Annotated in this window: 12 protein-coding genes and 1 pseudogene; 9 read left to right on the forward strand and 4 right to left on the reverse strand. The window is 32.6% G+C overall.

What is annotated here, in order from left to right; translation table 11 throughout:
- Nucleotides 1-235: 235 nt before the first annotated feature.
- The 5 genes from ACTWP4_RS04225 to ACTWP4_RS04245 all read left to right on the forward strand — a co-directional run bounded on the left by ACTWP4_RS04225 (nt 236) and on the right by ACTWP4_RS04245 (nt 6,212).
- Nucleotides 236-823: a DsbA family protein gene (locus ACTWP4_RS04225; protein WP_443127515.1), complete on the forward strand. Its 588-nt coding sequence runs from the start codon at nt 236-238 to the stop codon at nt 821-823.
- 72 nt (nt 824-895) lie between these two features.
- Nucleotides 896-1,108, forward strand: coding sequence for a hypothetical protein (locus ACTWP4_RS04230; protein WP_443127516.1), 213 nt, complete (start codon nt 896-898; stop codon nt 1,106-1,108).
- A 72-nt stretch (nt 1,109-1,180) separates the two neighbouring features.
- Nucleotides 1,181-4,438, forward strand: a complete 3,258-nt coding sequence (locus ACTWP4_RS04235) for a type 2 lanthipeptide synthetase LanM family protein (RefSeq protein ID WP_443127517.1) — start codon at nt 1,181-1,183, stop codon at nt 4,436-4,438.
- Between the two features lie 109 nt (nt 4,439-4,547).
- A complete protein-coding gene (locus tag ACTWP4_RS04240; RefSeq protein WP_443127518.1) occupies nt 4,548-5,462 on the forward strand; it encodes an ATP-binding cassette domain-containing protein in 915 nt (304 codons plus the stop codon).
- A complete protein-coding gene (locus tag ACTWP4_RS04245) occupies nt 5,463-6,212 on the forward strand; it encodes an ABC transporter permease (protein WP_443127519.1) in 750 nt (249 codons plus the stop codon). It begins immediately after the preceding gene.
- Between the two features lie 20 nt (nt 6,213-6,232).
- Here ACTWP4_RS04245 and ACTWP4_RS04250 read toward each other — a convergent pair whose 3' ends face one another.
- Nucleotides 6,233-6,751 carry a winged helix-turn-helix domain-containing protein gene (locus tag ACTWP4_RS04250; protein WP_443127520.1) on the reverse strand — a complete coding sequence of 173 codons (519 nt, stop codon included), beginning with the start codon at nt 6,749-6,751 and terminating at the stop codon, nt 6,233-6,235.
- Between the two features lie 17 nt (nt 6,752-6,768).
- The gene (locus ACTWP4_RS04255) at nt 6,769-8,943 is read right to left on the reverse strand and encodes a peptidase domain-containing ABC transporter (RefSeq protein ID WP_443127521.1); all 2,175 of its coding nucleotides are present in this window, start codon (nt 8,941-8,943) and stop codon (nt 6,769-6,771) included.
- 180 nt (nt 8,944-9,123) lie between these two features.
- Between ACTWP4_RS04255 and ACTWP4_RS04260 the strand changes: the two genes are divergently transcribed.
- From ACTWP4_RS04260 to ACTWP4_RS04275, 4 genes are all read left to right on the forward strand, one after another.
- Nucleotides 9,124-9,816 (forward strand): response regulator transcription factor, encoded by a 693-nt coding sequence (locus ACTWP4_RS04260; RefSeq protein WP_443127522.1) that lies wholly within the window; start codon nt 9,124-9,126, stop codon nt 9,814-9,816.
- Between the two features lie 134 nt (nt 9,817-9,950).
- The gene (locus tag ACTWP4_RS04265; RefSeq protein ID WP_443127523.1) at nt 9,951-10,748 is read left to right on the forward strand and encodes a sensor histidine kinase; all 798 of its coding nucleotides are present in this window, start codon (nt 9,951-9,953) and stop codon (nt 10,746-10,748) included.
- Between the two features lie 197 nt (nt 10,749-10,945).
- Nucleotides 10,946-11,671 (forward strand): ABC transporter permease, encoded by a 726-nt coding sequence (locus ACTWP4_RS04270; RefSeq protein WP_443127524.1) that lies wholly within the window; start codon nt 10,946-10,948, stop codon nt 11,669-11,671.
- A 122-nt stretch (nt 11,672-11,793) separates the two neighbouring features.
- The gene (locus ACTWP4_RS04275; protein WP_443127525.1) at nt 11,794-12,201 is read left to right on the forward strand and encodes a disulfide oxidoreductase; all 408 of its coding nucleotides are present in this window, start codon (nt 11,794-11,796) and stop codon (nt 12,199-12,201) included.
- 77 nt (nt 12,202-12,278) lie between these two features.
- Here ACTWP4_RS04275 and ACTWP4_RS04280 read toward each other — a convergent pair.
- Nucleotides 12,279-12,491, reverse strand: a pseudogene (locus ACTWP4_RS04280) (family 1 glycosylhydrolase); the annotation flags it as partial.
- A gap of 39 nt (nt 12,492-12,530) precedes the next feature.
- Entirely contained in the window at nt 12,531-13,106 is a 576-nt protein-coding gene (locus ACTWP4_RS04285; RefSeq protein ID WP_443127526.1) for a TetR/AcrR family transcriptional regulator, read from the reverse strand.
- Nucleotides 13,107-13,317 lie beyond the last annotated feature (211 nt).

Consider the following 13,317-nt stretch of genomic DNA (forward strand, 5'->3'; position numbering starts at 1 on the left):
TAAAGTAGCGCAATTCACCTAATGTTACAATTATTCCCATTTTATATCAGTAAAATGAATCCTTCTTCGAACAGTTTAATGTTCCGTTACCACCATAATCATGGTATTAAAACAAAGAAATAATGACAACTTTCCTCACCTTATGTAAAAAGAACCTTAAATCTGTATTAAGGTTAATAAAATTAAGATTCAATATAATATTAACAAACGAATGATTCATTATAAGGAGGATTCTATGAAGAAATTAGTATTATCAAGTGGTGTAGTAGTTTTGGCCGTCGTGATTTTTTTATTGTTAACAAATTTTGAAACTGCACCCATTCATAATCTACCATTAGAAGGTCAACCTATGATAGGGAATGCCGATGCTGAAGCAACAATTGTTGAATTTGGTGACTTTATGTGCCCAGATTGTAAAGATTTTGCACAAAAAGAGTTCCCAAATATAAAAAAAGAATTGATAGATACCGGAAAAGCAAAGATGTATTTTATTGATAATCCATTTGTAAAACCAGAATCAACATATGCCAGTATACTAGGAGAATCTCTTCTATCTAAAGATGAGGAACTATTTTGGCAGTTTTATCACCAATTATATGCGGAATCTAATCTTACAAAACAAAAAATAGTAGATATAGCGAAGAGCCTTTCACCTACATCTGACTTTACTGATCTTGACGCATTGGAAAAAGAAGTACAGAAAGACAGAGATTTTGCGGAACAAAATAATATTAATTCCGTTCCAACTGTTTTCGTAAATGGAAGAAGTGTAAATGCTAATTTTGAGGATATTAAAGAAGCTGTAGAAAAAAATGGAAATTAAAGGTTGTTTTAAGGACGCGTCTGATAGAAATAGTTTATAAATAAACTATAAAGAATGAGGGAGGTGAAGTTCATGGAGAAGCAAATTGCTGCTTTAAAAAATCCGGAGCTAAGAGAGGAAATGGCTATGAATCACCCATCAGGAAATATTGCAACTGAAATTGATGCAGAGGTATTATCTAACATTGTAGGTGGTGACTGTGGCCCAGGTTGGTTCCCTTCTATTACAGGTGAGTGTACTTGTGATAATGGAATCACAGTATGTTCTTGGTCTGGATGCTGCTAATAACAACAAAGGGTGGAGAGGTGCTAAAAGTTTCTCTTCATCCTTTTTGTTATTAAAAAAGGAGGATTTTAAATGCGAACGATTCAAGGAATAGATTATGAGAAATATATTCTAGGTAGTTATATATCAGAAAGAGTCCTAACAGATCTCTCCTCATCTTTTAGGGATGAGGAAAAAGCAAAATCATTATATGAAAAATGGTGCAAAGAAATTGGTCTTAATAAAAAGGAGCTGCTAGATGAATATTTAAGCTCATACCAATTAACTGATCATGAATTTTTGTATTATATCGATAAACGAAGAGACATTGGTTTGGTGACAGAGCATTCTTGGATTCATAAATGGGATGAAATCATAGAGGCAACACGTATGAAAGAACAATCTGAAATTGACAAATTAATGAAGCCAATGGATTTTCCCTTTACTAGAGGGGTTTCCCCATTAATAGTATGGGCAAATGACCAACTTCAAAACCTTTGGGCCACCCTATCTAGATCCTATGAAATAGATAAACAGTCCGCTCTGCGATTAAATGAAGATTTACTATATAATTTATGTAGAAGGTTAACTTTAGTAGCTGCCCCTTCATATACTCTCGAAATGCATATCGACAAGATGCTGAACAAATTAGAAGGTAAAAATTCAAAAGAAAGATACAATAGTTTCATCCATAATAGAGTATTTAATGTTGATTCCATGAATAGTACCTTAAAAGATTATCCAGTTCTGATTAGACTTTTCGTTACATATACAGAGAATTGGGTTGATTTTATAACAGAAGCTATCGAAAGGTTTTATCAGGATAAAGATCAAATAGAAACCATCATGCAAATATCTATCGATAGTATAAAAAAAATAGAAGGCGGAATTTCAGATCTACATCGTAAAGGAAAAAGTGTGTTAATTTTTCACTTTAATAATGGAAATAAAATCTTATACAAGCCAAAGTCATTGGCTATTAGTAAACATTTTCAAGATTTATTATCTTGGATTAATCAAAAAGGGTTTCAACGCCCATTTCCTATTCAAAAGATTATCGATCGGGATGAATATGGCTGGGAAGAGTTTATTGACAAGAAAGACTGTGAAGACGAATCGCAAGTAAAGAATTTTTATTATAGGCAAGGAGGATATTTAGGAATTCTTTATTTGTTAGAAGCAACGGATTTTCATTATGAAAATATTATTGCATCTGGGGAATGCCCAGTTTTAATAGATTTAGAATCTCTATTTCATCATAGAGAAGATGTTTCAGATACTAATTCTTCTGCTATGATGTTAGCAAAAGAAAAATTAGAAAATAGTGTGTTAAGAACACAATTACTTCCCTTTCTTGTTGGTGGATATAATAAAGATCAAGGACTGTCTGAGATAAGTGGATTAGGTGGTAAAGGAGGCCAACAAACTCCTTTTACTATGATGGATTGGGATAATATCGGTACAGATGAAATGAAAGTTGTACGAAGAAAAGGCACAACAAAAGAAGCCAATAATTTACCAGTATTAAATGGGAAATCAATCGAGTTACTTCATTACAAAGAAGACTTAATCAATGGTTTTGAAACGATTTATAAATTATTTATGGAACATAAGGAAGAGTTACGTCAGATTATCGATATTTTTAAAGAAGACAAAACACGTCAAGTATTACGACCGACTTATGTTTACTCTTTATTATTAGAAGGCGGGCACCACCCAGACTATTTACAAAATGGAATGGATAGAGAAAGATTAATGGGCCGACTATGGTCAGGTCTCGATAAGGCAGTTCATCTTAAAAAAATCGTTTCGGCAGAGATAGACGATTTACTGATGGGAGACATCCCTTACTTTTATACCAAACCTAATTCAAAAGATCTTTGGACAAGTAATGATGAGCAAATTAAAGGTTTTTTTCAAAAAGATAGCTTTTCACAAGTGTTAAAGAGATGTGAGAACTTAAGCTACGATGATCTTCTTGACCAAACGGAAATCATTAAAGCCTCTTTAAGCGTTGGAAACAAAGACCATGAATTTAAAAATGTAAATCAAAGGAATAAGGTGGAATCTCACGATCGTAATCTATCCATTTATAATGATACTAATCAGAACGAATACTTTCTTGATGCAGCAATAAAAATCGGTAACCACTTAGAATCCAAAGCGATTTGGGGAAGTGATCGAAAAGATGTTACCTGGCTAGGATTACAATGGATGGGAAACTATTCTCAATGGCAATATTCATTGTTGGATGCAGGTCTTTACAACGGTTTATCTGGTATTGCTTTCTTCACATCTTATCTTGCAAAGGTAACGAATATAGAAAAATTCAAAGATTTATCTCTTGCCGCTCTGAATTCAGCATTATATTTTACACGGAGTGATCAATATTTGAAAAATATCTCCGCCTATCAAGGTAATTGCTCTGTTATCTATACCATGACGCACTTATCACAGATTTGGGAGGATACTAATCTATTAGAAGGAGCCATAGAAGAAGCACATCATTTAAGAAATTATATTGATAAAGATAAAGAATATGATTTGTTAGGAGGAGTTGCAGGTGCTATTCATGTGTTTTTACAACTATACAGTGTAACGGCAGATAAAGTCTTTTTAAACTATGCTATTCATTGTGGAAAACACCTTGTAAATAATGCCCAAAAAACAGAGCACGGTTATGGCTGGGTTAGTAGTACCGCTCACAGACCTGTCGTTGGGTTTTCACATGGTAGTGCAGGAATTGCTTGGTCACTTTCTTTATTATACGATCTCACTGAGGATCATTCTTTCAAGAAGATGGCCGAACAGTCGTTACAATATGAAAGGTCGCTGTTTATTCCGGAGTATAACAATTGGTTAGATTACCGCGTGTCACATGATAATCAGCTAGTAGGTCCACATTGGTGTAATGGAGCACCCGGAATAGGTATTTCCAGGGCTTTAATGAGTGATATCATAAAGGATAAACAATTTGAGGAAGAAATAAAAATCTCGACTCAATTAACGAAAGACAATATCAACGACAGTCATTGTTTATGCCATGGTGATCTAGGAAACCTTTTATTCCTTCAATTAGTTGCAGCAAAATTCAATGATCAACCTTTAAAAAAATATGTTTATCAAAAAGCTCATCATGTCTTAGGTAGTATCCATTCAGTGTCGGACTGGGAATGTGGCTCGATACCAGGGGTGCAAATGCCAGGCTTGATGCTTGGTCTTTCTGGGATAGGACACGGACTACTTCAGCTAGCAAGGCCCCAAGAAGTCCCTTCCCCATTATATTTAGAGCCTCCAAAAAACAGTCAGAAGATTAACTCCGTAGAATTACAAAAGGCCGTTAACAAATAAACGGTCTTTTGCATTTTTAATCTTAAGGTTTTTTTTAGATGATATTAAAAATTGATTAAGAATTTTCGGTTATAGTAGTAGTAATGACATATAGGGTAGGTGAGTGGAATTGAATTATGTATTAAGAACAATGGGCTTAACGAAACAATATAACGATATTATAGCAGTTGACAATGTAGATATTAATATTCAAAAAGGGCAAATATATGGTTTTTTAGGGCAAAATGGTGCAGGGAAGACAACAACTATGAGGATGATTGTAGGCTTAATCAAACCCTCTAGGGGAGAAATCGAACTATTTGGAGAACGAATTAACACAAGTAGGCAAAATCGCCCGTTTGAGAAAATAGGGGCGATGATAGAAACACCTGGTTTTTATCCAAACTTGACAGGCGAAGAAAATTTAGAGATTCATAGACGATTAATGGGGTATCCTGATAAAAATGCTGTGGACGACGCTCTAAAACAAGTTAATTTATACGAGTCCAAAAAACGAAGAGTGAAAACCTATTCGCTAGGGATGAAACAAAGATTAGGAATTGCTCGTGCCCTTTTACATGAGCCTGAACTATTACTCTTAGATGAGCCGACAAATGGACTTGATCCTAGTGGAATAAAAGAAGTAAGAAGGATGATCAAACATCTAGCAAAAGAAAGGAATATTACTGTGTTAATATCAAGTCATATTTTAAGCGAGGTAGAACAATTAGCAGAAAAAATTGGTATTATTCATAAAGGGAAGCTGCTTAAAGAGATTAGTTCTGAAACTATAGGAGAAATGAATAGACATTATATTGAATTTCAAGTCAATGATGATCAAATGGCTACTTATTTATTAGAACAAAAACTTGATATTCATGATTTTCAAATTGTAGAACCAGGAATCATCAGAGTATATGAAAATTTAGATGACAGTACTACTATAAACAAGCTGTTTATTCAAAACAACATCGATGTAAATAAGATAGATATTTCTAAAGATACCTTGGAAGACTTTTTCATTGAGCTTACGGAGGGGGCCTAGATGTTTTTAAATGTTATCTATACTGAATTATTAAAGTTGAAGCGTTCCATCATTCTTTGGATTCTGCCGATAGCTACAATTGTTCCAATTATTTTAAGTTTCTTACCTCTATATATGACAAAGTTACAAGATGGAGAGGACGCTAATTATCTATTAACTTTACTACAAGGGGATTTAGCTTTTTTAAATCTTATCATTGGTATCCCTTTATTTGCTTTAATAGCGAGCTACGTTTTTTCTATTGAGTATCAGCAAAAAACAGTGAATTATTTATTCACTTACCCATATTCAAGGTTACATTTTTTATTAGGTAAAATGACTGTTATCTTTATACTTATGACTTTCGTTGTTTTTTCTTCATTTATTATCAGTCTGGTATTAGGGATAAGCTTTTTAAAGGTTTCTGTAGATTATGATATGATTATTAACTATTTGACTTTATATCTGTTGGTTATCATTATGCAGTTTGCACTAATACCATTATCTATCCTTCTAACTATATGGAAAAAAAACATCATTTTGCCGATATTTGCTTCCGTTATTTTAGCAGTTATTGCAGGTTTGATTATGGAACATGATATCGCAACACTATTCCCATGGTCTATTCCTTCTCGAATTACATTTGGATTAACTAACTATTATGACTATGCTTCTTTCAGTTATAACCTGTCCATTGTTTCTTTGATTTTTGTATTTTATGTTCCCTTAATTTTAAGTATTGGATATTATAGAAAGATTGATGTCCATTAAAAATAAAGGAAGGAAGATGCTTACTCTTCCTTCTCTAAATTATTCATATAGTCAATGCTCTTTAGTTCATAGCCGTATTTCCTATGTGTGATTAAAATGGATGGATATTTAGGGTATGGCTCAATTTTTTTTCTTAACCGATTGATATAAACATATAGATTATCCGTGCCGACAGGTGTATCTATTCCCCAAACTTGATCAAGTAGTAAATCTGTTGTAACAACAGAATTTAAGTTTTCTAATAACAAACAAATAATTTTATATTCAATCGTAGATAAAGGCAGTTCAAGGTTTTCATTAGTTCTATAGACACATCTTTTTCTTACATCTAAAATGACATTCTCATTAAATTTATAATAAAAAGGGAGGTTTTTCGTCATTTGTTTTAAGGATTTGGAGCTAAGTACGCTTACATTGTCCGTTTCCACTGGTAGGTCAGTTGTGTCGTTAACATAAACAAAATTAAAATTATATTCCGTAAGCAAATTTCTCAATTTTTGTAATGTTCTTTCATCCTCATTAATTAATGTGATGAACATTATATGTTTCCTCCTTTTTAATTACCAATTAGTTCTTCATTTGCAGTTTGCTTTTGTCCGCGGTAAAGAGCTGAGTAATGACCACTTTTATTTAATAGTTCTTGGTGTGTGCCTTTCTCTACTATTTCTCCTTTATCCATGACATAAATACAATCTACTTCTTTTATAGTGCTTAATCTATGGGCTATGATGACTTGAGTTATATTCAGTGATTGTAAATTCTCAGAGATAATCGCCTCTGATTGGTAATCTAATGAACTGGTAGCTTCATCCAAGACGAGAATGGATGGTTGTTGTGCTATTGCTCTAGCAATTAATAATCTTTGACGCTGTCCACCTGAAAAGTTCTCACCTCCTTCGGTTAAAATCGTATTGTACCCCATAGGAAAGTTAATAATTTCATCATGGATAAACGCTTTTTCTGCTGCTAATTTTACTTGTCCATTAGAAATATCTTTATTTTCCATCCGTATATTCTCTAATACAGATTTATTAAATAACGTTGTTTCCTGTAATATAACACCGATTTGCTTTCTTAGATTAGATAGGTTCAATCTTTGTATGGATACACCGTCAAATAGAATTTGTCCATCTGATGGAGTATAAAGTCCTAATATCAATTTCGCTAATGTACTTTTTCCTGATCCTGAAGAGCCAACAATCCCAATTTTCTCTCCTGGTGAAATCCTTAGATTAATATTTTTAAGTATCGGATTACTAAAATCATCGTATTTAAAACTAACATTATGTAATTCAATTTGTCCTTGAAGCTTCGGGGGATCTGTCTTCAATATGCTTGTAATACCCTTTGTCTGTTGTTCTTCTTCTGTTTTTGTTAACATGACGTCGTTTATCTTTTGTATGTAAGAATTTATCAGTAACCAATCATTATAAGTTTGACCTAACGATGATATTGGAGATAAAAATGCCGTTGAGAGTGCATTAAAAGCTAATAATGTCCCTAAGCTGATTTGTTCATTTATCACATAGTAAGCACCTATTGCGATTAGTAAAGCTGGGGCTAAAACAAGGATGCCATTTGCAAAGGAGTCTATGCTTGATGTCCAAAAAGTTCTTTTTTGCGTTATTAGTATTTGATTGCTAAATTTCTTCCACCAGCCATCGTAAACTTCTTTTTCAACAGATAATGTTTTCACGTCTGTCATTCCATGTAAAAATTCAGCCAAATAGCTTTGCGTTTTCGCTTGGGCATTTACATCTTTGTTTGTGAGTCGTTTTGTTACAGATCTACTAATTAGTACGGATAGGAAAATCATAATTCCTAAGGAGATTACGAGAAGACCCATAACGAATGATTGTATTAACATAAGCGTTGCATAGGTGAATAACAGGATGATATCTATAACAAGCGTGATGGATCGGTTGGAGAGAATTTGTCGTATAATGATATGAGAATTTGAATTAAATACTAAATCTCCAACACTTCTTTCTTCGAAGAAATCATAAGGAAGCTTCAAAAGATGACTTACAAATTTTTTCATTAAACTTTCATCAAATAAGGTTTGCATTTTGGCTATAAGAAAGGCCCTTAAAATCGAAAATATTTCATAAGACAGGAATAAAGTAAGGATTATATACAAGATGATATCCGTCATTTCCGCATTTTCTGGAACAATAACATTGTCCGTTATCCATCCAATAGTGAAGGGAGTGATGATTCCGAATATTTGTAATGCCAAGGAAGACAAACAGATTAACATAATCATTTTTTTATTTTGGATAATGATTTCTATAAAAGAGCTGAAATTGGTTTTCCCTTTCACTTGTTTAAAGTTTTCGTTTGGCATAAATTCTATTAAATAACCTGAATACCGATTTTGGAATTCTTCTAAATGGATTTTCCCTTTTCCGTTGTTAGGATCCACTATGTATGCTTTGTTTTTGGTTACTTTCTCCAAGACCACATAATGATTATTATCAAAATGAATTAAACACGGAAATTTCATTTTGTGTAGATGGGAAGTAGGGCATTGATAGGATTTCGTGTTTAAATCATAATAGGAAGCTATGTCATTTAAATCTTTGAAAGATAATCCATCTCTAGAAACTTTAAAATCATTTCTCATATCTGACAAAGAGATATGATGTTTATGATAATGAAGAATCATTGCAATACATACAAGTCCGCATTCACTTTCTTGCATTTGTTGAATGTATGGAACTTTTTTCATTGCTATACCTCCTATTTTCATTTTTATCCATTTATGGGATAATAATCTATACTGAATTTTACCTTAATAATATTAAATAACTATAAGAAAAGCCTTAATTAAATCTTAAATATGGAAAATATGTCATATTTTAATGAAATAAAAATGATTAAGTGTAATAATGAAAATGAGGTGGTTCAAATGGATATTAAAATTCTTTATGCTGAAGATGATAAGGAGATTAATAATCTAGTTTCCAAATACATAAGAAAAGAAGGGTATTTGATTGATCAGGTTTATACCGGCGAAGAAGCTGAGCATTTCTTTAAGCAAAACCATTATTCCTTAGTGATATTAGATTTAATGCTGCCTCATATAGATGGCTTCGAGTTGTTAAGACGATTCAGAATGGAAAAAAATATACCTATTATTGTTCTGTCTGCAAAAAGTGAGGATGTGGATAAGATCCTTACTTTAGGATTAGGGGCAGATGATTACATCATGAAACCATTTAGCATGGGGGAACTGATAGCCAGAGTAAAAGCACAATTAAGAAGGTATCTTTATCTAAATGACTATCAGGATCAGCAATCTACGAAAATAAAGCAAGGCATTTTTGAGTTAGATTTAATTACTTACACACTTAAAAAGGAAAATAAAACAATCAATCTGACGAAAACAGAATTCGAATTGTTAAAATTATTTATGCGTAATCCAGGAAAAGTTTTCCCGAAATCTCAAATCTATAATAGTATATGGCAGGAGAATTACATAACAGATGAAAATACTATTATGGTTCATATTAGTAAATTACGGACAAAAATCGAGGATGACCCTACAAAACCAAAATACTTGCAAACTATTTGGGGGATAGGATATAAGTGGAATTCTTAGTAACCTTATTGTTGTTAATCTTCACGATCTCTTTATTCTTGTACTATATATATAGAGTGAACGTTTCAGCTAGTAAATTGATTAAAAATATAGATTCGGCAATAAAAGGTAACTATAATGTTCGATTTTTTGTAATGCCATTTACACCAAAAAAAGTAGTTAAACTTGCTATAAAACTAAATAAACTGTTGCAAGCAATTCAAAAAATGGCGGAAAGACAGTCTTATTTAGAATCAACACGCAAGCAAATGATTGCAAATATGTCACATGACTTAAGAACACCCTTAACGTCTATTTTAGGCTATTTAGAAGCTATAAAAGATGATCCTAATTTGACAAGTACTGAAAAAGAAGAGTATATCGAAATTATAAGTATAAAAGCCGAAAAACTTAATCATCAAATTTATGATTTTTTCGAATTAGCAAAGATTGAATCAGATGATATCTCGCTTAAGATGGAAAAAGTTAATTTAAAAGAAAAAGCGGAAGAAACGGTACTCATGTTCTATCAAGATTTTATAAATGCAGGCATTGAAGTAGAGATAGACCTACCATCTGAACCTGTATATATAAAAGGTGATCAAGTTAGTATTGACAGAATCTTATACAATTTAATTTCCAATGCGTTAAAATACGGAAAAGATGGGAAATGGGTCGGTCTCACCTTAGAGAAGAAAAAAGATCAGGTAACTCTTGAAATAGGGGATTCGGGGCAAGGAATATTACCTGAAGATATTTCAAAGTTATTTGAAAGACTTTATACAAGTGAGAGATCAAGAAGTGCTAAAGAGTTCAAAGGTAGTGGTTTAGGATTGACGATAACGAAAAAGTTAGTTCAAATGCACGGAGGAACCATTGAAGTAAGCAGTATCCCTATGAAAAGAACTACTTTCTCAGTACATTTTCCAAGTATAGATAATGATCCTATGTAAAAATATATAGTGTGAAATTTTAAGAAATAATTAAGTAGTATTTTACATCTTTTTAAGAACCATTGTTTAAAATGGACCTGTAAGTGCGTATTCTAAAAAGTTGCCGAATTAGAAGCAAGCTAACGTAGAGATGCGTCGATTATCATTTGGTGACTTTTTGAATAATCGCTATAAAGTGAAGGGGAGATGTAAAGATTATGCTTAGTATTATTCAAACTGAATTGTTTAAACTGAAAAGATCATGGATTGCTTTATTGTTTATAATAGGCAGTTCGGCTAACGCAGTGTTTAGTATTGCTACCCCTAATAGCAATGATTTAATGTGGTCAGATGTATTAGTCAAATCCTCGACGTACATCAATTTGTTGATAGGAGCTCCATTATTTGCATTGTTTGCTGGATTTATCATCGCACAAGAATATCAGCAAAATACGATTAACCAGCTTTTTACCTATCCACGATCAAGACAACAAATATTAATAGGAAAATTTATTGTCATTTTCATTCTGATTTTTGCTACCATTTTTTTATCATTTCTGTTTACTTTGTTATTCGGAATGTTTAAGGTTGATCAGACATTAAGTTTTTCAGTGCTTGGAGAATATCTAGTTCTAAATCTGCTAATCGTGTTTCTTCATTTTGCATTAACACCGATTATTGTTATGCTTAGCATCGTTTTCAAAAATTATGTTGTATCAATTGCAATTGGAATTATTGCAGGTTTTTCGTGTGGTTTGTTAGCTACCACGCCTTTAGGTAGTTTTTATCCTTGGTCGGCGCCACTATTAATTACGTATGATTTATTAGAATTGATGAATGTGGATATATTACCCGTTTATCTAACTTTAGCCGTTTGTTTAATTGTCCCATTATATATTTGCTTTAGTCTGTATAAAAAATCTGATATTCATAGTGTTGCATAAATTCCTAATATATCATCACTTATTGTTTGTTCTTTTAATCTTAAATTATTTTTAAGGTCAAAACTTCAATGAAAAATCTATAATGAGATTAAAAACAAATGGTAAGGATGTGATGTTAAGCATTGCAACTGAAACAATATTATATCTATATAGCTTGGGTAATCTCCATTATTGCAACGGTAGGAAGCTTGTTTTTTAGTGAAATATTACATTTTACTCCGTGTAAATTATGTTGGTTTTCGAGAATCTTGATGTATCCACTTTCTATAATTCTTGGAGTCGCTGCTTATTACAATGATAATCGTGTGAAAATCTATGTGTTACCATTAAGTTTATTAGGTATTGCTTTAAGTATTTTCCATTATCTTGATCAAAAAACCTCTTTAATTCGTTCTCTTTCTCATTGCAGTGAGAGTGTACCATGTAATGGTATGTACATAAACTGGCTTGGTTTCATCACCATACCATTTTTAGCGTTATGTGCATTTGTACTAATTTCGCTTTTTCTTTTTATGGCGAAGGAAAAGTGAGAATGACAAGGTCATTAGCAATAAATACAAGAGTGCGGTACCAGAAACGTACCGCACTCCTTTTTTAAATCTTACAACTATTCCCCGTTCGTAGCAATAACGTTCTTATACCAGTCAAACGAATCCTTCTTAGAACGTTGCAATGTTCCATTACCGTCATCATCTTAGATAAATCCGTAACGTTTTGACTTTTCAGATGTGGACATACTGATTAAATCAATGGGTCCCTAAGCTGTATAACCCATTAAGTCTACGCCTTCTTTTACTGCTTCTTCCATTTGTTCAATATGTTACACCAGATACTGGTTTTACTGGTTCACTGAGCATCACTAATCTGAACTAAGGAATTTTGCCCCATGAGTAATATAAGGTAGAGCCAATGTTATATATTCTTCTGGTGGTATCGTACTATTGTCTTGCCAATCCACGGAAGCCCCGTAAATCCCCCAACTTAACATAACAGCTGCAATTCTTTGAGAATGATCACTAACTGGTGACTGCTGCTTTAACAACAATTGATAAAAAATATCTTGTAGTTCTTTCAATATAATGGCTTCAATGGTTGTTCTAAAAGCCTCGAAGCTTCTTCGGCATTTCGTTGACAAAGATTTTTGAAAGTTCGTGACAGATAAGAAAATACTTACAATTGTTTCTTGGTTAAGTTCGTCATGCTCAGCGATTTCATTGTTTACATTGAGCATCAAGTCTTCTATTAACACTTTTTCCATTAAGTCATATTTATCCATGAAGTGATAATAAAATGTCGCTCGATTAACCGTTGCTTCCGACGTAATATCTTTGATCGTCATATCTTTAAATTCTTTTTTCTTTGAAAGTTCAAAAAATGCATCCATGATTAACTTACGTGTACGTAGAATACGTGGGTCTGTTTTCATTTGAGTCATGAAAGGGTCTCCTTTCCATTTTTTAGACATTTTAATGGATTTGTTGTTTATACGATAAAAAGCAAAAAGTATTGGTTGTGCCATCTTCACACGGTACCTATAATATATTGTACAACATCTGTTGTATAAGCAAAAGGTGTTTAAAAAATATATGATTGGAGGTATTGGGAACATGAACGTAGACCTCGTAAAAGTATAACACCAGAAAAAA

Origin of the sequence: Gracilibacillus sp. D59 (genome assembly GCF_052246695.1) — a bacterium.
Classification (GTDB): Bacteria; Bacillota; Bacilli; order Bacillales; family Amphibacillaceae; genus Gracilibacillus.